Source organism: Pseudomonas sp. No.117, from assembly GCF_054558395.1.
Map to the genome: position 1 here is coordinate 630,059 of NZ_BAAJNP010000003.1, position 22,821 is coordinate 652,879.

The following is a 22,821-nucleotide window of genomic DNA, read 5'->3' on the forward strand; positions in this document are numbered from 1 at the left end:
TGGAGCGATGGAACGGCTCTGAGTGTAACGATTCAGCTCGGTTGCACAAGCGGGCCTGGCCAGCTTTTTTGCGCAGGCCCGCGCAGGGTCATCAGCGATACAGATAGCGATTGACGATGCCTTCGAGCAACTCCTGGCGTCCGCTCACCGGCTGGGGCGCCAGGCCCTGGCTGAAGGTGTGTTCGGCGAGCTGTTCCAGGCTCAGCTGGCCACCCAGGATGCGCTGGCCGAGGGCCTGGTCCCAACCGGCGTAGCGCTCGGCCTTGAAGGTGCCCAGCGGGTCGTCCTGCAACAGCGCCGCGGCGCGCTCCAGGGACAGCGCCAGGGTGTCCATGGCCGCCACGTGGCCGTGGAACAGGTCGACGTCGTCCAGGCTCTGGCGGCGGACCTTGGCGTCGAAGTTGAAGCCGCCGCGGGTGAAGCCGCCACCCTTGAGGATCTCGTAGATGGCCAGGGTCAGCTCTTCCACGCTGTTGGGGAACTGGTCGGTGTCCCAGCCGTTCTGCGGATCGCCGCGGTTGGCGTCGATGCTGCCGAACACGCCCAGGGCCACGGCACTGGCGATCTCGTGCTGGAAGCTATGGCCGGCCAGGGTGGCATGGTTGGCCTCGATGTTGACCTTGATCTCCTTCTCCAGCCCGAATTGCTGCAGGAAGCCGAAGACGGTGGCCACGTCGTAGTCGTACTGGTGCTTGGTCGGCTCCTGGGGCTTGGGCTCGATCAGCAGGTCGCCCTGGAAGCCAATGCGGTGCTTGTGCTCCACCACCATCCGCATGAAGCGACCCAGTTGCTCGCGCTCGCGCTTGAGGTCGGTGTTGAGCAGCGTCTCGTAGCCTTCGCGACCGCCCCAGAGTACGTAGTTCTCGCCGCCCAGGCGGTGGGTGGCGTTCATCGCCGTGCAGACCTGGGTGGCGGCACAGGCGAAGATTTCGGGATTGGGGTTGCTGGCGGCGCCGGCGGCGTAGCGCGGATGGCTGAAGCAGTTGGCGGTGCCCCACAGCAGCTTGACGCCGGTCTCGCTTTGATGGCGCTCCAGCTCATCGACCAGGCGGGCGAAGTTCTCGCGGTATTCGGTAAAGTTGGCGCCCTCGGGGGCGACATCGGTGTCGTGGAAGCAGTAGTAGTCGACGCCCAGCTTGCTGAAGAATTCGAAGGCGGCGGCAGCCTTGGCGCGGGCCTGGTCGAGGGGCTCGCCGGCGGCCTGCCAGGGGCGCTGGAAGGTGCCCTGGCCAAAGACATCGCTACCCGGCCAGACGAAGGTGTGCCAGTAGCAGACGGCCATGCGCAGGTGCTCGCGCATCGGCTTGCCGAGTACCAGGCGGTCGGCTTCATAGTGACGGAAGGCGAGCGGGGAATCGCTGTCGGGACCGGCGTAGCGGACCTTGTCGACATTCGGGAAATAAGCCATCGCGTTGTCCTTGTTCTTATCGTTCGCACCCGGCACGGCGTGCCGGCTTGCCCTGATGGTAGCGCCGCCACCTGGGCTGCCTATTGTGAAAATCACCAGAGCCGAGTGCGATTTTGCCGCTTGAGAGGCCGGCGACGGGGTCGTAGTCTGGAGGCCCGCCCCGCGCGTCCCGCCGGAAGCCCGCCATGCCCAGCCAGCCGCCCGTCCACCGCGTCGCCCTGCTGTTCAACGGCAGCAAGATCTATGACCGGGGCATCCTCGCCGGCATCGGCAACTACCTGAGCGGTACCCGGGCGCGCTGGGACCTGTTCCTCGAGGAAGACTTCCTCTGCCGCCTCAAGGGCATCGAGCGCTGGCAGGGCGATGGCATCATCGCCGACTTCGACGATCCGGCGGTAAGCGCCGCTCTGGCCCACAGCGCGCTGCCGGTGGTGGCTGTGGGTGGCTCCTATGCGGCGGCGGCCAGCTATCCAGCGGGCATTCCCTATGTAGCCACCGACAACGCCGCCCTGGTGCGACTGGCCTACGACCACCTGATCGAATCGGGGCTGACCCGCTTCGCCTGCTTCAGCCTGCCGGCCGCCGACACCAATCGCTGGGCCGGCGAACGCGAGGCGGCCTTCGCCGCCCTGCTCCGCCGCGACGGCCTGCCGGTGGAGATCTATCGTGGCCTGGAGACCAGCGCACCGCTGTGGGATACCGCCGTGGACCAGCTGATCGCCTGGCTGGAGGCGCTGCCCAAGCCGGTGGGCATTCTCGCTGTCACCGATGCCCGGGCGCGGCAACTGCTGCAGGCCTGCCTTACCGCCGGCATCCCGGTACCGGAACAGGTGGCGCTGGTCGGCATCGACAACGACCCCCTGGCGCGCACCCTGACCCGGGTACCCCTGACCTCGGTGATCCAGGGTACCGAGGCCATCGGCCGCGAGGCGGCGCGGCTGCTGCACCAGCGGCTGCACGGGGTGGAGCTGGGGGCGCCGCGGGTGCTGATCCCGCCGGAAGGCATCAATGTCCAGGCCTCCAGCCGGCACCAGGCGGTGCGTCATCCCCAGGTGATGCGCGCCCTGCATTTCATCCGCCAATACGCCTGCCAGGGCATCAAGACCGCCCAGGTGGCCAGCTACGTGGGCATCTCCCGTTCGGCGCTGGAGGCCTCCTTCCGCCGCGAACTGGGCCGCAGCCTGCACGACGAGATCCTCGGCTTCAAACTGGCCGCGGCGGCCCAGGCCCTGCAGGAGGGCGCGCCCAGCCTGGCGGACGTCGCCCGCCGCTGCGGCTTCACCTCGGCGCAGTACCTGCACGCGGTGTTCCGTCGCGAATTCGGCTGCACACCCCGGCAGTACCAGCTGAACCCCAGACCCCTGGCGAGCGCCCATGAAAAAGCCCGTCCGGAGACGGGCTTTCAGGCAACGACTGCGGCTTATTTGCCGACGGTCTGACCCAGGAACCAGGCACGCTCTTCGGCCTGGTCGATCCACTCTTCCAGCAGGCTGGTGGTGGAGACGTCATTGGCGTCGTCGGTCAGGGTGTGGGTGGTGCGCATGTAAGCAGCCAGCGACTGGTTGTCGTCATGCAGCTCGGTCAGCATCTGGTCGGCCGACAGGTCGGTGGCGTCGCTGCTGGCCAGGCGCTTGAGCTGCACCATCTGCTCCAGGGAGCGTACGGTGGGCTGGCCGATCTTGCGGGCGCGCTCGGCGATCAGGTCGGTGATGCCATACAGCTGGGTGGCTTGCTCTTCCAGCAGCAGGTGGTAGTCGCGGAAGTGCGAGCCCTTCATGTGCCAGTGGTAGTTCTTGGTCTTGATGTACAGCGCGAAGACATCGGACAACAGCACGGCCAGGGCTTCGCCTACCGCCTGCTGGTTCTGCAGGGTGGCGTCTTCGCCCTGATGGGCCTTCTGCTTGACGCTGGAAACGGTCTTGAGTTCTTGCTTGGCATTGGCAACGGCCATGAGAGATCTCCTGTCATCGGACGTAAGGGAAAGGGGGGTTCGCCAGGAAGCGGCGAACAGCAACGTCTGTAGAAATCGACCGCACCGGGCGAAAAATCGTTCATCGAATCTGCATATCGCCACCATGGGCAAGACGAATGGTCGCCAGGGTTGCGATTGCGTTTCATTGCCCGCCCTAGAGGCTGCGCCGGACCACGACCGCTTCGCTTGTAGCTAGCCCTGTAGGTAAAACCGTTTGTCAGTTCCAGCGGCAAACCGATCCCGCGGCAGAACCGTCGCTCATCCGCCCCGGTCACCTAAAAGGCAAGGCACACGAAAGGTCGACGAGAGTTCTCCGTCGGCCACGACAAGGTTCTGCACACAGGTACAAGCGTATGACGACGCCCTTCGATCCCGCCCAGGGACACTCCTCGCAGACCAAGGACGGTTCCACGGCAGAGGCCCATCTGCACGACTTGAAAGAGGTCGCCCGAGACACGGTGCAAGACGCCAAGCAGGAAGGTGCCGCGCACTATGAACACTACCGCGACACCGCCGCCGACCAGCTCGGCGCCATCGCCCAAAGTGCCCAGGCGGCCGCTGACGAACTGGAAGACAAGGACACCCTGGGGCTGGCGCACTATGTCAGCGACATGGCGCAGAGCCTGACCGGCCTGGCCGAGGATCTGCGCGGCAAGAGCGCCGAACAGTTGCTGCACCAGGCCGGTACCCTGGCGCGGGACAATCCGGCGCTGTTCCTCACTGGCAGCATCGCCATCGGCTTCGGCCTGTCGCGTTTCCTCAAGGCGTCCAGCCAGCCCGACACCGGCAGCAACACGCGCCTCAGCGACGCGGACCAGGTGCCCTCGCTGACCACGCCCTCGGTAGCGGCGGAAAACGAGTTGGCGGAGCCGGCGGCCGGTGCCGACGTCATCCACACCAATGCCATCCCCAAGGGTGCGGACGTCCATACGCCGACCACCACCCGTAGCGGCGACCCCATCGGCGGCGCGGCGATCAATCCGGCCCGTAGTGACAGCACCCTCAACACCGGCACCTCATCCAGCCAGTTGGATCGACCCACCCTGAGCGGAGGCAAGCAGCCATGATCAACGAGAATCCCACTCCGCGTCCCACCGAGGGCGATACCTCGGTGGTCGGCCTGGTCAAGCAGCTGGTCCACGAGGTACCGGCGCTGTTCACCAAGGAGCTGGCGCTGGCCAAGGCCGAACTGGGTGAATCCCTACGCACCACCAAGGCCGGCGTTGCTGGCGTAGCGGCCGGTGCCATCGTGCTGCTGGCCGGCTTCATCGTGCTGCTGATGGGTGTCGTCTATTTCCTCTCCCAGTACCTCACGCCCTAGGCCGCCGCCCTGCTGGTGGGCGCGGTGGTCATGGTGATCGGCTTCATCATGCTGCAGTCGGGCAAGAAGCAGTTCGAGCCGTCCCACTTCACCCCTGACCGCACCGTCAACAGCCTGCAGAAGGACAAGGACGCCGTACGGAGAGCCGCACAATGAGCATCACCGATCAGATCGACGCGGAGTCCCGCAAGAATCCCGAAGAGCTCGAGCGCGAGATCGACCAGAAGCGCGAGCGCATCGAAGACCTGGTGGGCGCGCTGGAAAGCCGCCTGTCGCCCGGCCAGTTGTTCGACCAGGCGCTCTCCTATACCAAGGGCCACAGTGGTGAATTCGCCCACAACCTGGGCACTACCCTCAAGGCCAATCCGGTGCCCGCGGTGCTGACCTCGGTCGGCTTGCTGTGGCTGGCGCTCGGGCAGAATCGCACGCCGGCACCGGCCACGGCGGGCAGTCCGCTGAAGGACAAGCTGGCGGGCGCCCTGGATTCGGTGACCAGCAGCGCTGGCAATACCCGCGACTCGCTGAACCGGGGCAGCCACGATGTCCGTGACAAGGTGACCGGCCTGGGCGAGACCGTCTCGGCCAAGGCCTCCCAGACCGGCGAGCGGCTGAGCGATACCGCCGCCCAGGCCAAGGACACCCTGACCGACCAGGCGCAGCAACTCAAGGGCACCTTCGATACCCTGTTGCGTGAACAACCCCTGGTGGTCGGCGCGCTCGGCATCGCCCTGGGCGCCCTGCTCGGCGCCGCGCTGCCGCGAACCCAGACCGAGGATCGCGCCCTCGGCAAGCACAGCGACAAGCTGACCGCCAAGGCCAAGCAGGTGGCCAGCAGTGGCTATGAGCAGGTCAAGGCGGCTGGACAGGATGTGGCGAAGGAAGCGCGTCAGGCCAGTCCTGACAATGGCAGCCAGCAGGCGGGCGTAGGGACCGCCCCCAAAAACCTGGGTAACGATCCCGATGCCGGAGTCGAGTCCATGGCGGGTTCGCCGAGGGCAGGCACCGGCAGTACCCTCGGGGCCACTCAGGCAACCGCGGGCATGAATGTCGGCCGTACCGCAGCCAACGGTAATACCCCTGGCGCGGTAGGTGACGAGAGTGGCATGGCCACCCCACCGCGCAACTTCTAGCCAGGCCGGACCGCCGGGGTCAGCCACTGACTCCGGCCCATGAAGCAAAGGCGCCCGGGTCTGCACCAGGGCGCCTTTGCTCGTTTCAGTGCCGCCTCAGTAACCCGGATCCGGATTTTCCTTGGGCTGCTCGGGTCGCTTGCTGTTCTGCGGGCGCTGCTCTTCGCCGCCCTGGTTGAGTTCCTTGTGGGTTTCACCGACCTTGCCGGCGTTTTCCGGCTTGTGGTCGAGATCTTCGCGCTTGGCCATGATTCTCACCTCTTGTGGTTGAACTCGTTAGGCAACGGGACAGGGCCAGGGTGCCCCGCCCGGCTGGATCAACGGGTAGGTGGTGCCATGAACTCGGGTCCTACCGGATCCTTGACGCGTTCGGCGAGGATGGCATCGATGGCCGCCAAATCCTCGCTGTTCAGCCGCCAGCCGAAGGCTTCGTCCAGGCCCTGCAACTGCTCGGGCTTGCGCGCTCCCCAGAGGGCGATGGTCGACCCCTGGTCGAGAATCCAGCGGATGGCCAGGGCCAGCATCGACTTGCCGTGGCGTTCGCGGGCAAAGGCGGTCAGCGCCTCGACCGCGGCCAGATACTGGGCGAAGCGCGGCGCCTGGAACTTGGGATCGCCCTGGCGCAGGTCGTCGCCCTCGAAGCGGGTGTCGGCGTTCATCCGTCCGGACAGCAGGCCACGGCAGAGGGCGCCATAGGCCAGCACCACCAGGCCGTGACGCTGGGCATAGGGCAGCACGTCGGCCTCGATGGCGCGCTCGAAGAGGTTATAGGGCGGCTGCACAGTGGAAGGATTGGCGAACTGGCGGAAGGCCTCCAGTTGCTCGGGTGAATAGTTGCTCACGCCGATGGCGAGGATCTTGCCTTTCTGCCGCAGCCGCTCCAGCTCCCGGGCGGTTTCCTCGTGGGGCACCTGGGGATCGGGCCAGTGCACCTGATAGAGGTCGATGCGATCGGTGCGCAGGCGGCGCAGGGAGTCCTCCACCTCCTGGCGGATGCGCGCAGCGCTGGCGTTGCGACGCACCTGTTCGTCCGGCCATTCCAGGGCGACCTTGGTGGCGATCACCGCCTGGTCGCGGATGCCTTCCAGGGCCTTGCCGACAATCTCCTCGGAGCGACCGAAGCCATACACCGGCGCGGTGTCGATCAGGTTGATGCCACCTTGCACGGCGCCACGGATGGTCTCGATGGAGCGGGCTTCGTCGGTACCACCCCACATCCAGCCACCGATGGCCCAGGTACCGAGGCCGATGCGGGAAACGGGGGTATCGATACCCGGGATGCGCAGGGTTTCACTCATGGGGATCTCCAGGCGAGGACGCCAGTCGGTAGGGTTAGCCTTGTGAGGCTAATTCAAAAGGCGTTGAATGGGGCTCAACGAACTCTTGACCCCTAGAGCCTGTTCAAAGGCTCGCGAGCTAGAGCCAAACAAGGCCTAGGCGGCCCCACGAAAATGCCTGAGGAAGCGGATCGGACTCGCGCGGGAGTTTACGGGTAGTAAATGAGCATTCCGACGGGGCTGGCCTTCCAGGGCGTTTTCAACGCCGTTTGGCCGACGCGCAGCAGACTTTGAACAGGCTCTTATCGCGCGAGGATTGTGCATGCCGACCCTGAATCGCGGTGAACTGGCCGACCTCAACGTCTTCGTCGCCCTGGTCCGCCGGCGCAGTTTCCGCCAGGCCGCCATCGAACTGGGCGTCACCACCTCGGCATTGAGCCATGCCTTGCGCCAACTGGAGACCCGCCTGGGGGTCAAGCTGCTCAATCGCACCAGCCGTTCGGTGGTGCCGACCCTGGCCGGCGCGGCGCTGGCGGAAAAGCTCGAACAGGGCTTCGCCCTCATCGGCGAGGCCCTGGGCGAACTGGATCTGCACCGCGACGCCCCGGTGGGCCGGCTACGCCTGAGCGTACCGCGGGATGCGGCGCGGCTGCTGGTCACCCCTACCCTGCCGCGGCTGCTGGCGGACTATCCGCAACTGCAACTGGACATCAGCGTCGAGGACCGCCCGGTGGACATCGTCGCCGACGGCCTCGATGCCGGTATCCGCTACGGTGACACCGTGCCCCAGGACATGGTCGCCCTGCCGCTCACCGACGAACTGCGCTGGGTGGTGGTGGGTGCCCCCGCCTACCTGGCGCGCCACGGGCGCCCGGAGCAACCCGAAGACCTGGCCCGCCATCACTGCATACGCCTGCGGCTGGGCAGCGGCGCCCTCTATCGCTGGGAACTGGGCAGCGGCGCCACGACGCGGGTGGTCGACGTACCCGGCCCGCTCACCGTCAACGAGACCGAGACCTCGATCCAGGCCGCCCTGGATGGCCTCGGGTTGGCCTATTGCCTGGAATGGCGGGTGGCTGGGGAGCTGCGCGACGGCCGTCTGGAACAGGTCTTGCCGGCCTGGGCCTCGCCCGGCGCGCCGCTGTGCATCTACTACCCCAGCCGGCGCCAGCCGCCACCGGGGCTGCGCCAGCTGATCGAGGCGCTGCGGCAGACCTGGGCCGAACGCCATCCCTGACGGGAGCGAACCAACCGGCGTACCCGCGGGTCCCCTGACGACGCCCGTCGTTTCCGTGACCGAGGAGCCGCTCTTGCCCGACGCCACCACCGCCCCGTCCGATCTGCCGCTGCCCGTGGAGCGCGAACTCAGCCCCCGGGCCCTGCTCACCGGCGCGCTGCTGGGCATCCTGTTGACCCCGGCCAACGTCTATGCCGGCCTCAAGATCGGCTGGTCGTTCAACATGTCGATCATCGCCCTGCTGGTGAGCTACGGCCTCTGGCACCGCCTGGGACGACGCCTGCAGCAACCGGGCTGGACGCTGCACGAGAGCAACATCAACCAGACCGTGGCCTCGGCGGCGGCCAGCATCGTCTCCGGCGGCCTGGTGGCGCCCATCCCGGCCTATACCCTGCTGACCGGTCAGGAGCTGCCCACCCTGCCGCTGATGGGCTGGGTATTCGCCGTGAGCTTTCTCGGCATCTGGGTGGCCTGGTATCTCCGGCCCTTGCTGCTGGCCGATGCCAGCCTGAAGTTTCCCGAGGGCCTGGCCACCCTGGAGGCACTGCGCCAGGTCTATGCCAGTGGCGCCGAGGCGCTGGCCCGGCTGCGGGTGCTGCTGGGCGCCCTGGCGCTGTCGGCGGCGGTCAAGCTGGTGGATACCTTCGCCTGGACCCTGCCCCGGGCCGCGCCCTCGGCGGCCCTAGAACGGTTGACCTTCAGCTTCGATCCCTCGCTGCTGCTGCTCGGCTTCGGCGGCATCATCGGCCTGCGGGTCGGGCTTTCCCTGCTGCTGGGTACCTTGCTGGCCTGGGCGGGCCTCGCGCCCTGGCTGCTGGCCCGCGGGATCGCCGCCTTGCCCGCCGATGCCAGCGGCCCGCAGTACGGGGTGCTGGTGCAGTGGCTGCTGTGGCCGGGGGTGAGCCTGATGGTCAGTGCCACCCTGGCCTCGCTGGCGGTACGCCTGCTCACCCTGCCCCGCGGTGAGCGCCGCCGCCAGGGCTGGCGCCGTCCCCGGGCCTGGCCACTGGTCCTGCTGCTGGTGGCGAGCCTGCTGGTGGTGCTGCTGCAGGTGCGCCTGTTCGGCATAGCGCCCTGGCTCGCCCTGATCGCCATCCCCCTGGCGATCTTCCTCGCCGCCATGGCCGCGCGGGTGGTCGGCGCCACCGGCATCCCACCCATAGGTGCCATCGGCCAGCTATCGCAGCTGACCTTCGGCCTGGCCGCCCCGGGCCAGGTCAACATCAACCTGATGGGCGCCAACACCGCCGGCGGCGCGGCGGGCCAGAGCACCGACCTGATGAACGACTTCAAGGTGGGCAAGGCCATCGGCGCCACCCCGGCCAAGCAGGTAGTCGCCCAGTGCCTTGGCATCGCCCTGGGCGCGGTAACCGGGGTGCTCACCTACCGGCTGCTGATTCCCGATCCCCAGGCGCTGCTGCTCAGCGCCGCCTGGCCGGCCCCGGCGGTGGCCCAGTGGAAGGCGGTGGCGGAAACCCTGACCCAGGGCCTGGGCGCGCTGGACACGGCGATGCGCCTGGGCATCCTGCTCGGCGCCCTGGCCGGCTTGCTGCTGGGCCTGGCCGAGGCGCTGCTCGCTCCACGCCGGGCATTCTGGCTGCCCAGCTCGGCGGCGCTGGGGCTGGCCTTCATCCTACCGGCCTCGGTGTCCTTGATGATGACCCTGGGCGCCCTTCTCACCGCCCTGGTGCGTTGGCGGGCACCAGGCCTGGCCGAGCGCTTCGCCCTGGCCGCCGCCGCCGGCCTGATCGCCGGGGAAAGTCTGGCGGGGGTCGGCGCGGCCTTCTGGCAGATGCTCATCACTTGAAGTGCGGCATCTTGTCAACTGGACAATAATTTCCAGACGTAATGACCCGAACCTTTCATCAACCTTTCAAATCCAGTAATTTCGCGGGTTTTGGTCCAATTCAGCTTGCCAGCACCGTTTTGCAACACATAAGGTTACAAACAGTGCGACCCACCCACAGAGGTCCGGGCGCCTCGCGCGAGCTGTCTCCATAACAAACCCAATCCGAGCTAGCAGTCATGGCCACCACGTCGAAAGCCAAATCCGTGTTCCGCGTCGTCAGCGGAAACTTCCTCGAAATGTACGACTTCATGGTGTATGGCTTCTATGCCACGGCCATCGCCAAGACGTTCTTCCCCGGCGACAACGAACTCGCCTCCCTGATGCTGTCGCTGGCCACCTTCGGTGCCGGCTTCCTGATGCGGCCACTGGGTGCGGTCTTCCTGGGTGCCTACATCGACCGGCACGGTCGTCGTCACGGCCTGATCGTGACCCTGGCGCTGATGGCCCTGGGTACCCTGCTGATCGCCGTGGTGCCCGGCTATGCCACCCTGGGCGTCGCCGCGCCGCTGCTGGTGCTGCTCGGTCGCCTGCTGCAAGGCTTCTCCGCCGGCGTCGAGCTGGGCGGCGTGTCCGTCTACCTGTCGGAAATCGCCACCCCCGGTCGCAAGGGCTTCTTCGTCTCCTGGCAGTCCGCCAGCCAGCAGGTCGCGGTGGTCTTCGCCGGCGTGCTGGGTGCCCTGCTCAACCACTGGCTGTCGCCCGCCGAGATGGGTGAATGGGGCTGGCGCATCCCCTTCCTGATCGGCTGCCTGATCGTGCCCTTCCTGTTCATCATCCGCCGCTCCCTGGAAGAGAGCCCGGAGTTCGAGGCGCGCAAGCATCGCCCGACCTTCGGCGAGACGATGACCTCCATCGGCCAGAACTTCGGCGTGGTCCTGGCCGGCGTGGCCATGGTCTCCATGACCACCGCCTCCTTCTACCTGATCACCGCCTACACCCCCACCTTCGGCAAGCACGAGCTGCACCTGACCGACCTGGACAGCCTGATCGTCACCGCCTGCGTGGGTATCTCCAACTTCATCTGGCTGCCGGTGATGGGCGCCCTGAGCGACCGCGTCGGCCGTCGCCCGCTGCTGATCTTCGCCACGGTGCTGGCCATCCTCACCGCCTACCCGGCAATGATCTGGCTGACCCACGCGCCGGGCTTCTCCCGCCTGCTGATGGTCGAGCTGTGGCTGTCCTTCCTCTATGGCACCTACAACGGTGGCATGGTGGTGGCCCTGACCGAGGTGATGCCGGCCCATGTGCGCACCACCGGTTTCTCCCTGGCCTACAGCCTGGCCACCGCGACCTTCGGCGGCTTCACCCCGATGGTCTGCACTTGGTTGATCCAGGAGACCGGCAACAAGGCCGCCCCCGGCATGTGGCTGACCCTGGCCGCCGTGCTCGGCCTGGTCGCGACCCTGACCCTGTTCAAGGGCAACGCCGAGCCGCGCTTCAAGACCGTCACCGCCTGATAGGCCTGTCGCAGAGCGGCAGGTCCTGCCGCTCTCGCGCCTCCCCAGGTCGCTCCTCGCATCGAACTGTCATGACCTTTTGTTATGGTCTAGACCAGCTGACCGCATACCGCGGTCGCCGTGCCGGAGCCCGCCGATGCCCATCCTTCCCCGCCTTCTCGCTGGCCTGGCCGGTGGCCTGCTCAGCCTCGCCGCTACCGCCACCGAGCTGACCCACTGGCCGGCCGACGCCGCCCGCCAGCTCGACGCCCTGATCGCCGCCAATGCCAACCAGGGCAACTACGCGGTGTTCGACATGGACAACACCAGCTATCGCTACGACCTGGAGGAGGCCCTGCTGCCCTTCCTGGAGATGAAGGGCGTGCTGACCCGCGAGACCCTCGATCCCTCGCTCAAGCTGATCCCCTTCAAGGACGTCGGCGGCCACCAGGAAAGCCTCAACAGCTACTACTACCGGCTGTGCGAGATCGACGACCTGGTCTGCTACCCCTGGGTCGCCCAGGTGTTTTCCGGCTTCACCCTCAAGCAGCTCAAAGGCTACGTCGACGAGCTGATGGCCTATGGCAAGCCGATCCCCGCCACCTACTATGGCAAGGACGACAAGGTCGAGACGGTGGAGATCAATCCGCCCAAGCCCTTCACCGGCCAGCAGGAGCTCTATCACAAGCTGATGGAGAACGGCATCGAGGTCTATGTGATCAGCGCCGCCCATGAGGAGCTGGTGCGCATGGTGGCGTCCGACCCGCGCTACGGCTACGGCGTGAAGCCGGAGAACGTCATCGGCGTCACCACCCTGCTCAAGGACCCCGCCAGCGGCGCCCTGACCACCGCCCGCAAGCAGATCGCCGAGGGCAAGTACGATTCCCAGGCCAACCTCAAGCTGCAGGTCACGCCCTACCTCTGGACTCCGGCCACCTGGTTCGCCGGCAAGTACGCCGCCATCCTCACCTACATAGACCCCTGGAAGAAGCCCATCCTGGTCGGCGGCGACACCCCGGTCAGCGACGGCCCCATGCTGTTCCAGGGCGTGGACGGCGCCAAGGGCGGCATCCACCTGTGGATCGACCGCAAGTCCAAGTACCGCACCCAGATCGAGGCGATGATGAAGAGCAACGCCGAGGGCCAGGCCAAGGCCGGGGTGGCGGTGAATGCGGACAAGCACTGGGTGATCGTCAAACCCGAGGATATCCAGTAGGCCGCCGGCGATCGGGCGGGCTAGACTGGAAACTCCTTCTGCCCGCCCTGGAGCCCGCCATGGAACACCTGGTCCTGACCGTCATCGCCCCCGATCGCTCCGGTCTGGTGGAAGCCCTGGCCGACTGCGTGGCCGCCCAGGGCGGCAACTGGCTGGAAAGCCGCATGGCCCACCTGGCGGGCCAGTTCGCCGGCATCCTCTCGGTGGAAGTGGAACCGGAATTGCGCAATGGCCTGGTGGAAACCCTGCAGCAGCTGGCCATTCCCGGCCTGCGCATCCTGGTCGGCGAACCCGGCCAGCCGGCACCGGTAGGTGCCCCCCTGGTGCAGCTGGACCTGCTGGGCAACGACCGGGTCGGCATCGTCCGCGACATCACCCGGGCGCTGCACCAGGTCGGGGTCAACGTCGAACGCCTGTCCACCGAGACCCGCCCGGCGCCCATGAGCAGCGAGGTGCTGTTCCATGCCACCGCCCTGCTGGCGCTCCCGGCCGAGCTCGAACTCGAGGCCCTGCAGGCGCACCTGGAAACCCTCACCGATGACCTGATGGTGGAGCTCAGGCTCTATCGCCACGGGCATGACTAGGCCTTAGCTTCGGCCCTTCTCCAGCCGTCGCCGGATGCCCTCGGGGACATCGTCCGGCAACGGCATCCGCCCGTCCGCCGGCAGGGCTTCCAGGCCGGCTTCATCCAGCAGCACCAGGACCTCCTCCTTGAGGCGACCTAGGGCGAAGGCCTGCCAGGCCTCGCGTACCGAGGGGAAGAGCTCCAGTTCGTAGTCGAAGGTGCGGATCGGTCGCCGGCTTTCCAGGGCCGCGCGCAAGAGCGGCTGGGCATGGGGATGACGCAGCTGGTGCAGGAAGGCCTCGCGCAGTTCCAGGCGATCCTCCTGGGTCAGCCGCGGCAGCGGCAGGTAGCGCTCGGGATCTTCCAGCTCTTCGCGCTCTTCCAGACTGAGATCGTCCGGATCGAGCAGGCGCAGGGCGCCGCTTTCAAGGTCGAGGAAGTGGGTGCCCCGCTCCCGGCTGTCCAGAGCGGCAGCCAGCAGATCGAGGTCGAGGGTGAGGGGGCGCATGGCAGGACTCCGGCACAGGCGAACAGAAGCAAAAAGAATTCCTCGCTTCTATTACGACCCCAGAGCCTGTTCAAAGGCTCGCGAGCTAGGGACAAACAAGGCGAAGAGGCCTGAGGAAGCGCAGTTTACGCGTGGTAAATGAGCATTCCGCAGGCCTCTTCAACGCCGTTTGGCCGACGCGCAGCAGACTTTGAACAGGCTCTGGCACTGGAGCCGGCGCTCAGCCCCTCCGCTGATAGGGAAAGAAGCGCCGCTCGCGCAGGTCGTGTTCGATCTGCTCCAGGCTCTTGCCCTTGGTCTCCGGTACCAGGCGCCAGATGAACAGCAGCGCCACCAGGGAAATCCCAGCATAGAGCCAGAAGGTATGGGCGGCGCCCAGCTTGGTCACCAGGCTCAGGGTGGTGAGGGTCACCAGCAGGTCGAAGCCCCAGTGGCTGAAGGCACCGACGCTGGCGCCCTTGCCGCGCACGAACAGCGGATAGACCTCGGCATTGATCAGCCAGATGCAGACGCCGAAGCCGCCGCAGTTGAGCATCAGGTAGGCGGCCAGGCAGGCCACCACCGTCCAGCGCTCGACATCGGTCTGGGGACCGGCGCCCTGGAACAGGTAGCCCATGATCGCCAGGGCGATGATGGAGCCAGGAATCAGCGTCAGCAGGTAGCGGCGGCGACCGATGCGGTCCACCAGGAAGCTGCCGACCACGGTCATGATCACCACCAGGATGGTGCTGCAGCCGGTGGCCAGCACCGCGGTCTGGTCGGAGAAACCGGCCTGGGTGAGGATGGTGGGTGCGTAGTAGATCAGGGCGTTGTTGCCGGTGATCTGCGAGAACATGGCGATGCCGGCGCCCACCAGCAGCGCCGGGCGGACCCAGGGCGAGAAGAGGTCGCTCCAACTGCCTTCCGGCGCGTTGCTGACGGTCTTGATCTCGGCCAGCTCGGCCTGGGCCGCGGCCTTGCCGCCACGAACCCGTTCCAGCACGGCCAGGGCATCGCCCTCGCGGCCCTTGACCAGCAGCCAGCGCGGACTTTCCGGCAGTACCGCCATGCCGGCCAGCAGGATCAGCGCCGGCACCAAGCCGAGGCCGAACATCCAGCGCCAGTGCTCGTCGAGGGCGAAGCCGGTGAAGTAGGCCACGGTGATGCCGAACACCACCATGAACTGGAACAGCACCACCAGCTTGCCACGGTGCTCCGGCGGCGCCACCTCGGCGATGTACACCGGAATGATCTGGGTAGAGCTGCCGGCCGACAGGCCGAGCAGGAAGCGCGACAGAATCAGCAGGGTGACGTTGGGCGACAGCGCCGAGAGCACCGAGCCGAGGGCGAACACCAGGGCCACGCCGATGATGGTCTTGCGCCGGCCGAGGCGGTCGGAGATCGGGCCGGTGCCGAGGCAGCCGAACAGGGCGCCGAAGATGATGGCGCCGGTCACCAGTTGCTTGACGGTGTCGTCCATGGCGAATTCCCGGCCGAGGCCGAGCAGGGCGACGCCGATGATGCCGGTGTCGTAGCCGAACAGCAGGCCACCGAGGGCGGCGATCACGGCGATGAGTACGACCAGCCCCTTGCGCGGGGTGGCCGCCACGGGTGCGGCGAGCGAGGGTGATGAAGCGAGCATGGGGGAAATCCTTTCTTGTTTTGCCAGGGCAAGGATCGCAGCGGCGACCCGGTCCACCAGCACGGGCGGGCCGTGGCCAGGATGGCCCAGGAAAAACGCCGGTGTCCTCGGGAGAGAAACGTTAGGTGAATCGTTTCACCTAACGATACCCGGGGTGACGGGAGTTGAGAGGTGTGTCACGAACAGGGCGTCATCGCCGCTCAGCTGCCGATGGTCAATTCCTGGAAGCGCCGCTCCGGCAAGGCGGCCGCGCCCTGTCCCTGGCGCAGCGCCTGGTCGCTCAGGCGTTCGACGAGAAAGTCGATGAACACCTTCAGCTTCGGCGGCAGATGGCGGGTCGCGGGATAGAGCAGCCAGGCGCCCCCGTAGTAGTGCGGCAGGAAGGTCCACTCCGGCAGGACCTGGATGACCTCGCCGCGGGCCAGCGCCGCCTGGGCGGTGAAGAACGGCAGGCTGCCGATGCCGATATGGTTGAGCACCGCGTCCAGTCGCACGCCCGTGTGGTTGGCGGCGTAGCGACCGCGCACCGTGACGTGGACCACCTTGCTGCCCTGGCGGAATTTCCAGCGCGAATCGGACGGCTCCTCGGCCAGGTAGATGCAACTGTGCTGCGCCAGATCGCGCGGGTGCGTGGGCTGGCCGTGCTCGGCCAGGTACTGGGGCGTGGCGCACAGCAGGTGCTCGATGGTGAGCAGCTGGCGGCCGACCAAGCCGGGCGGCGGTCGATCGGTGATGCGGATCGCCAGATCGACGTTCTCGTCGATCAGGTCGACGTAGCGGTCCTCCAGCAGCAGCTGCACGTCCACCGCCGGGTAGCGACGCAGGAAGTCGGCCATGTGCGGATGGATCACCGTGCTGCCCACCGCCTTGGGCACCGACAACCGCACGATACCGGCGGGCGCCTGGTTGAACTGGCCGCTGACCTCCAGCACCGCCCGCGCGGCACCGACCATGTCGCTGCAGCGTCGATAGACCTCCTCGCCCGCTTCCGACAGGCGCAGCTTGCGCGTGCTGCGATTGAGTAGACGGGTGCCCAGGGCCTTCTCCAGGCGCGCCACGCTACGGCTGGTGGACGAGGGGGTCAGGCCCAGCTGACGGGCCGCCGCAGAGAAGCTGCCGCTCTCCACGACCCGCACGAAGATGGCCATCTCGCTGAGCAGCGGCAGGGGAAGACTTATGCTCACAGCGCAAAATTCCTTTGGAGGGTGGGTGGATTATCACCCTCTTGTACGATCTTTAGAATGAGGTCGTTTCTCGTTTTCTAGGTAGTAGACGTATGACCGAACGCCTGTATTTCCTGAGCGACAGCCTGATCGCCGAGGTCGAGGTCCACGCCTGCAGCGCCGCGGAGGACGGCTATGTCATCGAATTGCGCGCCACGCCCTTCCATCCCCAGGGCGGTGGCCAGCCCAGCGATACCGGCTGGATCGGCACGGCCGAGGTCACCCGGGTGATCCAGGATGGCGAGCGCATCCTGCATTTCGCCAACCGTCCCCTCGCCCCCGGTCGCGTGCTGGCGCGGGTCGACGAGGGCCGCCGCCAGTTGCACTCGCGGCTGCATTCCGCCGGGCACCTGCTTGGCCATATCGGCGAGACCTATGGCTGGAAGCCGGTGAAGGCCCATCACTGGCCGGGTGAAGGCAAGATCGAATTCGTACCTGGCCTGGAGCCGCGTCCCCTGGACACCCAGGACCTGCAGGCGCACTTCGACGCCCTGGTGGAAGAAGACCTGCCGCTGCACGTCGAGGTGCACCCCGATGGCCAACGCCAGGTGAGCTTCGGCGAGGGCGTCGCGCGCTATGCCTGCGGCGGCACCCACGTGCGCTCCTCCCGTGGCGTCGGGGCGCTGAGCGCCCTGGGCCTCAAGGAAAAGAAGGGGCGCCTGCTGGTGAGCTACGACATGGCTGGCGCCTGATCAACCGCCCACCTCACCGCAGAAAGGAAGCGCCATGCTGCTCGAACTCGACGCTCTCGACACCGAGAGCCTGCTCCGTCTCACCGATGAACGCCTGCTAGCCGTCCGCGTCCGGCACTTCGTGCCCCGCCCCCTGGCCGACGAGCTCGGCCAGCAAATCCTCGGCAACGGCTTCGCCACCTACACCAACGCGCCCAGCATCGGCCGCATCGGCATGGCCTTCTACGAGGCGGAAAACCAGCGCGCGCAGATGGACGACTACTTCGCCAGCGTCGCCAACAACCTGGAGGAATTGCGCCGGCGCTGTCGTCCCTACCTCAACCCCATCGATCTGGTGCGTTGCACCCTCGACGAGGTCTGGCCCGGTGGTGCCCGGCTGCAGACCCTCTGGGGACGCAAGATGTACGTCGGTCTTTCGCGGGTGGTGAAGCCGGGCGTGCGCTTTCTCGCTCACCACGACATCTTCGCCAAGGACGCGCCGGGCAGCGAAGAGGCCGAGAGCCTGACGACGCAACTGGCCTGCAACGTCTACCTGACCATGCCCAGTGTCGGCGGCGAGCTGCAGCTCTGGTCGGAGGAGCTGTCCCCGGACGCCTTCGACGCCCTGCGCGGCGACAGCTATGGCATCGAGCCCGACCGCCTGGGACCGCCCTGCCTGACCATCCGCCCCGAGCCGGGCGATCTGATCCTGTTCAATTCCCGCCGCATGCACGCCGTGACCCCCGGCAACGACCAGCCACGCCTGTCGCTGTCGTGTTTCGTCGGTTATCGCGGGGTCGCCGAACCCCTGACGTACTGGAGCTGACATGTCCCCCTACCTGAGCGAATTCCTCGCCTTGGCGACCATCCATTTCCTCGCGGTGCTGGCACCCGGTCCGGACTTCGCCGTGACCGTGCGCCAGAGCGTGAGATTCGGCCGGCTGATCGGGCTGTGCACCGCCCTGGGCATCGGCGCCGGCATCTCGGTGCACGTGCTCTATACCCTGCTCGGCATCGGCGCCCTGATGCACACCACCCCCTGGCTGCTGGACGCGGCCAAGGTGCTGGGCGGCGCCTACATCCTCTGGCTGGGTTTCAACCTGATCCGCAGCAAGCCCACCGCCGCCCCGCTGGACGACAGCCAGTGGCAGGCCGCCGACCTGGAACGCCAGGCGCCGGGCAAGGCCTTCCTCACCGGTTTCCTGACCAACGCTACCAATCCCAAGGCCACCCTGTTCTTCCTGGCCATCTTCACCACCGTGGTCAGCGCCGAGACGCCGCTGGCCGTGCAGGGCCTCTACGGCCTGTGGATGTGCGCGGTCAACGCCGGCTGGTTCGCCCTGGTCAGCCTGCTGTTCTCCAGCCCCCGCGTTCGCCAGACCTTCCTGCGCCTGGGCCACTGGTTCGAGCGAACCATGGGCCTGGTGCTGGTTTTCTTCGCCGGTCGACTGCTGTTGTCGGCGCTTTGACGTCAGCTACCCCTGTTATTCCTGGAGGTCCGCCATGCCTTACGTCCACCGCGCTCCCGCTGGTATTCCCACGGAAAAGTTCGTCGTCCGCCTGCCCGACGGCATGCGTGAACGCATCGCCGCCGTGGCCCGTACCCATCGCCACAGCATGAACACCGAGATCGTCGCCTGGCTGGAACGCAGCCTGGTGCAGGACGGCGTGCTGGAACAGGGTCATGTCGATCAGGATGACGACCTGCTCAACGCCAGCGAGCAGCTCCTGCTGCAGCGCTTCCGCCAGCTCAACGAGCGGCAGCAGAAGGCGCTGATCTCGGTGCTGGAGCTGGAGCTGCCGGTACCCCTGGCCAACCGCGAAACCGCCTGACCGCGAGCGGCGTCGTTCGGGAAAGGGGCCGGTCGTCGGATCGGGGCCGCCCGCCACGGGCGGCCCTGACGTGCGGCTTTCAAGTAACCAGCGGGACGGCCGATGAAGAGGCACCTCGAACCTCTTCCCGGTACTGTCATGTCTGTTTCCAAAGCATCCTGGCTGAGCAACCTCGGCATCTCCAAGAAGCTCGCGCTAGGCTTCGGCGCCCTGCTGGTCATGGTGACGGTGGTGGCCCTGTTCGGCTATCTCACCGCCAACACCCTGATCGAGCGCATCAACAAGACGCGCTACAGCGGCCAGTTGAAGGCGGACATCCTCACGGTCCGGATCGATGAGAAGGCCTACCTGCTCGATCCCGGCGCCGCCACCGTCGCCAAGCAGCAAGCCACCCTGGCCCGCGTGTCGGAAGACATCGCCCAGGGCTTCACCCTGCTGACCAACCCGGCCAATGTCGCCATCCTGGGCAATGTCCAACAGGAGATGAAGACCTATCAGGAGCGCTTCGCCGCCCTGCAGCAGGCCAACCAGACCAGTGCCGAGGCGCAGAAGGAACTGACCCGGGTCTCCGACAACGTCACCGAGACCTTCGACAAGCTGTTCGAGCTGGTCTTCACGCCAGGGGGCGGCTACAGCACCGCCGACCTCAAGGCGGTGGCCCAGATGAAGGTGCAGATGGTCGGCATTCGCCTGGCAATCCGCCGCTACCTTGGCACTCCCGACGAGAGCAAGGCCCAGGCGGCGCTCAAGGTCATCGACGACCTGCTCGCGACCCTGGCCTCCACCCGGCAGCAGATCGATGGCGACACCGCCGCGCGCCTCTACAGCGCGACCCAGGACGTGACCCGCTATCGCGCCTTCTTCGAGTCCATCACCGCCCAGGGCCGGCAGGCCCAGGCCGCCGTCGGCAGCCTGCAGGAGCAGGGCAACAAGCTGGTGCAACTGCTCGACCAATTGAGCGAGGGCCAGCTCAAGTCCGCCGCCGCCGAGCGCCAGGCGGCCCTGCTGAAACTCTTGCTCAGCAGCCTGATCGCCCTGCTGGTCGGCGTCGCCGCCGCCTGGCTGATCACTCGCCAGATCACCCAGCCGCTGGCCACCGCCATGGGCATGCTCAAGCGCGTCGCCGCGGGCGACCTTACCCTGCGCAGCACGGTGAACCGGCGCGACGAGCTGGGCGAATTGCAGCGCACCACCCAGGCCATGGCCGACGACCTGCGCCAGCTGGTCGGCGGCATCGCCAGCGGCGTCGGCCAGCTCAGCAGCGCGGCCGACGAGCTTTCCGCCTTCGGGATCCAGACCAGCCGCGGCGTCACCCAGCAGCGCGACGAGATGCACCAGGTGGCCACCGCCATGAACGAGATGGCGGCCACCGTGCACAACGTGGCGCAGAACACCGCCAATGCCTCGAGCGCCGCCCAGACCGCCGACGGCATGGCCCGCGAGGGCAGCCGTACGGTCAAGCGTGCGGCCCAGGAGATCACCCTGGCCGCGGAAGAGGTCCAGGGCCTCGGCGCCGCCATGGAACGTCTGGATGCCGCCAGCGGCCGTATCGGCAGTGTCATCGACGTTATCAAGGGGATCGCCGAGCAGACCAACTTGCTGGCGCTCAACGCCGCCATCGAAGCCGCCCGCGCCGGTGAGCAGGGCCGCGGCTTCGCCGTGGTGGCCGACGAGGTGCGCTCCCTAGCGCAGCGGACCCAGGAGTCCACCCAGGAGATCGGCCAGCTCATCGCCACCCTGCAACAAGGCACCACGGAAGCCAGCGAGCGGATGCAGGCCAGCCGCGACCGGACGCTGGGCACCGTGACCCTGGCGCAGGACGCCGAACGCGCCCTGGACGCCATCTACCAGACGGTGGCGGACATCCAGAGCCTCAACCAGCAGATCGCCACCGCCGTGGAAGAGCAGAGCCTGGTGGCCGAGGAGATCAACGGCAACGTGGTCAAGGTCAGTGGCCTCGCCGAGGAATCGGCCAACGCCAACGCCCATGCCGCGGCCTCGGTCAACGAGCTGGCGCGCCTGGGCGGCGACCTCCAGCAGATGGTCGCGCGCTTCCGCGTCTGAGCAGGAGGTCTGGCGTAGCCGGATTCAGGCGCGAGGATCCAGCATCCGGCCCTGGATGCCGTCGCCGATCACCAGGAAATGGCCGCCCGCCACATGGTGCAGGGTGCGCAGGCGGTCCTGGCCGGCGAAGTCCCAGTGGCCGTCACGGAACACGCGGGTGTCGGCCTGGGCGGCGACCACCTCGCCGAGGAAAAGATCGTAGCCCTGCTGGTTGTGCGCCTCCGGCAGCAACCGGCATTCCAGCCAGGCCACGCACCCGGCTACCCGCGGTGCCGTCACCTGCTCGCCCGCCAGGGTCTCGATGCCATAGGCGCCGAACTTGTCCACCTCGCGCCCGGTGGTGTTGCCCACCGTCTGCACCAGATCCACCTGGGCGACGCAGGGTACGTTGAGCACGAAGTTGCCCTCGCCCTCCAGCAATTCGCGAGTCCAGGTCTGCTTGTCCAGCACCACCGCCACCTTGCACGGCTCGAAATCCACCGCCATGGCCCAGGCGGCGGCCATGACGTTGCGCTGGCCGCCATGGGCAGCGCTGACCAGCACCGTGGGGCCGTGGTTGAGCAGGCGATAGGCCTTGGCCAGGGGAACGGGGGCGAGCGTGGTGGACATGCTTGGACTCCTTGCAACAGGGGGATCAGACTAGGGTAATGACTGCCATTCGACGCCAACTGGACAAAAAGTTGCCGCTTTTTGCCCTAGGCGGCAAACGCACCGGGGCATCCAGGGTCTATCGCCCACTCCCCGCCCGGGACCGACAAGAAAATCGCGTTAAGGAAGACCTCATGCGCTCTCGCCCAGCCTTCTTCGCCCTGCTGCTGTCCGCCTGCTGTCTCGGTCTACCGCTGGCCCAGGCCCAGCCCACCCCGGTGGCGACTGCCCATAGCGCCCAGCCGCTACTCTCCAGTTCCATCAACGACTTCAGCAACGAGGACTGGGATCGCGGCGTGCTGCGCCGGGTCGCCGGCCTGACCATTCCGGCCACCCCGGCCAACGTCGAGGGCTTCATCAGCGGCCGCCAGGTCCAGCTGGGTGACGGCCAGTGGCGCGCCATCACCGAGGTGCAGCGCGTTGGCGACAACCTGGCGGTGTTCGTCGAGGGCGAGCCGCTGGACGCCGAGGCCGTCGGCTATCCGCGGCGCCTGGTGGTGGACGACGCCCCGGGGACCGGGCGCCACCTGCAACGCCTGCCCGGGCGCTTCAACACCCCTATCAACGACTTCACCAACCAGGACTGGCTCAAGGGCATCTACCGCAAGGCGGCCGGCGTCTCCATCCCGGTCACCGAGCGCAACCGCGAGGAATTCAAACCCGGCGCCATCGTCCGCCTGGCCGACGGCCAGGACTACGCCGTCACCCACGTCAGCGAATTCGGCCGCAGCATGGGCGTCTTTCTCGACAGCCCGACGCTGCCCGGCGAGAAGTACGGCTATCCGCGCCAGCTGACCTTCGTCGCTCCCGCGCCCAAGCCCTGAGACCGGAAGGGGCGGCGC

Annotated in this window: 22 protein-coding genes and 2 pseudogenes; 16 read left to right on the top strand and 8 right to left on the bottom strand. The window is 67.2% G+C overall.

Translation table 11 applies throughout. From position 1 onward, the window contains the following. Window positions 1–91 precede the first annotated feature (91 nt). On the bottom strand, window positions 92–1,408 hold the full coding sequence (gene xylA, locus ACYJP6_RS09695; protein WP_459474779.1) for a xylose isomerase: 1,317 nt from the start codon (window positions 1,406–1,408) through the stop codon (window positions 92–94). A gap of 185 nt (window positions 1,409–1,593) precedes the next feature. On the opposite strand from xylA, the gene ACYJP6_RS09700 reads away from it, so the two are divergent. Beyond that, window positions 1,594–2,847: a XylR family transcriptional regulator gene (locus ACYJP6_RS09700; RefSeq protein WP_459474780.1), complete on the top strand. Its 1,254-nt coding sequence runs from the start codon at window positions 1,594–1,596 to the stop codon at window positions 2,845–2,847. Here ACYJP6_RS09700 and ACYJP6_RS09705 read toward each other — a convergent pair. Next, the gene (locus ACYJP6_RS09705) at window positions 2,829–3,359 is read right to left on the bottom strand and encodes a Dps family protein (protein WP_017639603.1); all 531 of its coding nucleotides are present in this window, start codon (window positions 3,357–3,359) and stop codon (window positions 2,829–2,831) included. The two genes, ACYJP6_RS09700 and ACYJP6_RS09705, sit on opposite strands and share 19 nt — an antisense overlap. Window positions 3,360–3,733: 374 nt before the next feature. Here ACYJP6_RS09705 and ACYJP6_RS09710 point away from each other — a divergent pair, with 374 nt between their 5' ends. The 3 genes and pseudogenes from ACYJP6_RS09710 to ACYJP6_RS09720 all read left to right on the top strand — a co-directional run bounded on the left by ACYJP6_RS09710 (window position 3,734) and on the right by ACYJP6_RS09720 (window position 5,831). Continuing rightward, window positions 3,734–4,447: a hypothetical protein gene (locus tag ACYJP6_RS09710; protein ID WP_459474781.1), complete on the top strand. Its 714-nt coding sequence runs from the start codon at window positions 3,734–3,736 to the stop codon at window positions 4,445–4,447. Continuing rightward, a pseudogene (locus ACYJP6_RS09715) lies at window positions 4,444–4,857 on the top strand (phage holin family protein). Before ACYJP6_RS09710 ends, ACYJP6_RS09715 begins: the two are co-directional and overlap by 4 nt. Beyond that, on the top strand, window positions 4,854–5,831 hold the full coding sequence (locus ACYJP6_RS09720; protein WP_459474782.1) for a DUF3618 domain-containing protein: 978 nt from the start codon (window positions 4,854–4,856) through the stop codon (window positions 5,829–5,831). Before ACYJP6_RS09715 ends, ACYJP6_RS09720 begins: the two are co-directional and overlap by 4 nt. A gap of 96 nt (window positions 5,832–5,927) precedes the next feature. On the opposite strand, the gene ACYJP6_RS09725 is transcribed toward ACYJP6_RS09720, so the two are convergent. Then, window positions 5,928–6,080 (bottom strand): hypothetical protein, encoded by a 153-nt coding sequence (locus ACYJP6_RS09725; protein WP_007159839.1) that lies wholly within the window; start codon window positions 6,078–6,080, stop codon window positions 5,928–5,930. 68 nt (window positions 6,081–6,148) lie between these two features. Beyond that, window positions 6,149–7,129 carry an aldo/keto reductase gene (locus ACYJP6_RS09730; RefSeq protein WP_459474783.1) on the bottom strand — a complete coding sequence of 327 codons (981 nt, stop codon included), beginning with the start codon at window positions 7,127–7,129 and terminating at the stop codon, window positions 6,149–6,151. Between the two features lie 301 nt (window positions 7,130–7,430). Between ACYJP6_RS09730 and ACYJP6_RS09735 the strand changes: the two genes are divergently transcribed. From ACYJP6_RS09735 to ACYJP6_RS09755, 5 genes are all read left to right on the top strand, one after another. After that, window positions 7,431–8,345, top strand: a complete 915-nt coding sequence (locus ACYJP6_RS09735) for a LysR family transcriptional regulator (RefSeq protein WP_459474784.1) — start codon at window positions 7,431–7,433, stop codon at window positions 8,343–8,345. Window positions 8,346–8,418: 73 nt separating this feature from the next. After that, window positions 8,419–10,152 carry an OPT/YSL family transporter gene (locus ACYJP6_RS09740; RefSeq protein WP_459474785.1) on the top strand — a complete coding sequence of 578 codons (1,734 nt, stop codon included), beginning with the start codon at window positions 8,419–8,421 and terminating at the stop codon, window positions 10,150–10,152. 218 nt (window positions 10,153–10,370) lie between these two features. After that, window positions 10,371–11,651, top strand: a complete 1,281-nt coding sequence (gene tcuC / locus ACYJP6_RS09745) for a tricarballylate/proton symporter TcuC (RefSeq protein ID WP_459474786.1) — start codon at window positions 10,371–10,373, stop codon at window positions 11,649–11,651. A gap of 136 nt (window positions 11,652–11,787) precedes the next feature. Continuing rightward, the gene (locus tag ACYJP6_RS09750; protein WP_459474787.1) at window positions 11,788–12,846 is read left to right on the top strand and encodes an HAD family hydrolase; all 1,059 of its coding nucleotides are present in this window, start codon (window positions 11,788–11,790) and stop codon (window positions 12,844–12,846) included. 59 nt (window positions 12,847–12,905) lie between these two features. Beyond that, window positions 12,906–13,430 (top strand): glycine cleavage system transcriptional repressor, encoded by a 525-nt coding sequence (locus ACYJP6_RS09755; RefSeq protein ID WP_459474788.1) that lies wholly within the window; start codon window positions 12,906–12,908, stop codon window positions 13,428–13,430. A 3-nt stretch (window positions 13,431–13,433) separates the two neighbouring features. Here ACYJP6_RS09755 and ACYJP6_RS09760 read toward each other — a convergent pair whose 3' ends face one another. The 3 genes from ACYJP6_RS09760 to ACYJP6_RS09770 all read right to left on the bottom strand — a co-directional run bounded on the left by ACYJP6_RS09760 (window position 13,434) and on the right by ACYJP6_RS09770 (window position 16,724). After that, entirely contained in the window at window positions 13,434–13,919 is a 486-nt protein-coding gene (locus ACYJP6_RS09760) for a UPF0158 family protein (protein ID WP_459474789.1), read from the bottom strand. A gap of 220 nt (window positions 13,920–14,139) precedes the next feature. Next, entirely contained in the window at window positions 14,140–15,540 is a 1,401-nt protein-coding gene (locus ACYJP6_RS09765; protein ID WP_459474790.1) for a sugar porter family MFS transporter, read from the bottom strand. A 200-nt stretch (window positions 15,541–15,740) separates the two neighbouring features. Then, window positions 15,741–16,724: a LysR family transcriptional regulator gene (locus tag ACYJP6_RS09770; protein WP_145011451.1), complete on the bottom strand. Its 984-nt coding sequence runs from the start codon at window positions 16,722–16,724 to the stop codon at window positions 15,741–15,743. Between the two features lie 92 nt (window positions 16,725–16,816). Between ACYJP6_RS09770 and ACYJP6_RS09775 the strand changes: the two genes are divergently transcribed. From ACYJP6_RS09775 to ACYJP6_RS09800, 6 genes and pseudogenes are all read left to right on the top strand, one after another. Further along, window positions 16,817–17,455, top strand: a complete 639-nt coding sequence (locus tag ACYJP6_RS09775; protein ID WP_459474791.1) for an alanyl-tRNA editing protein — start codon at window positions 16,817–16,819, stop codon at window positions 17,453–17,455. Window positions 17,456–17,489: 34 nt separating this feature from the next. After that, window positions 17,490–18,260, top strand: coding sequence for a 2OG-Fe(II) oxygenase (locus tag ACYJP6_RS09780; RefSeq protein WP_459474792.1), 771 nt, complete (start codon window positions 17,490–17,492; stop codon window positions 18,258–18,260). Window position 18,261: 1 nt separating this feature from the next. Next, window positions 18,262–18,903, top strand: a complete 642-nt coding sequence (locus tag ACYJP6_RS09785) for a LysE family translocator (RefSeq protein ID WP_145011443.1) — start codon at window positions 18,262–18,264, stop codon at window positions 18,901–18,903. A 34-nt stretch (window positions 18,904–18,937) separates the two neighbouring features. Then, window positions 18,938–19,267, top strand: coding sequence for an Arc family DNA-binding protein (locus tag ACYJP6_RS09790; RefSeq protein WP_145011440.1), 330 nt, complete (start codon window positions 18,938–18,940; stop codon window positions 19,265–19,267). A gap of 219 nt (window positions 19,268–19,486) precedes the next feature. Further along, window positions 19,487–20,476: pseudogene (locus ACYJP6_RS09795) on the top strand (methyl-accepting chemotaxis protein); the annotation flags it as partial. A gap of 120 nt (window positions 20,477–20,596) precedes the next feature. After that, the gene (locus tag ACYJP6_RS09800) at window positions 20,597–21,331 is read left to right on the top strand and encodes a methyl-accepting chemotaxis protein (RefSeq protein ID WP_459474818.1); all 735 of its coding nucleotides are present in this window, start codon (window positions 20,597–20,599) and stop codon (window positions 21,329–21,331) included. 24 nt (window positions 21,332–21,355) lie between these two features. Here the strand turns inward: ACYJP6_RS09800 and ACYJP6_RS09805 are convergent, their stop codons facing one another. Then, window positions 21,356–21,940, bottom strand: a complete 585-nt coding sequence (locus ACYJP6_RS09805; RefSeq protein ID WP_459474793.1) for a flavin reductase family protein — start codon at window positions 21,938–21,940, stop codon at window positions 21,356–21,358. Between the two features lie 173 nt (window positions 21,941–22,113). Between ACYJP6_RS09805 and ACYJP6_RS09810 the strand changes: the two genes are divergently transcribed. Continuing rightward, window positions 22,114–22,803: a hypothetical protein gene (locus ACYJP6_RS09810; RefSeq protein WP_459474794.1), complete on the top strand. Its 690-nt coding sequence runs from the start codon at window positions 22,114–22,116 to the stop codon at window positions 22,801–22,803. Window positions 22,804–22,821: the final 18 nt, after the last annotated feature.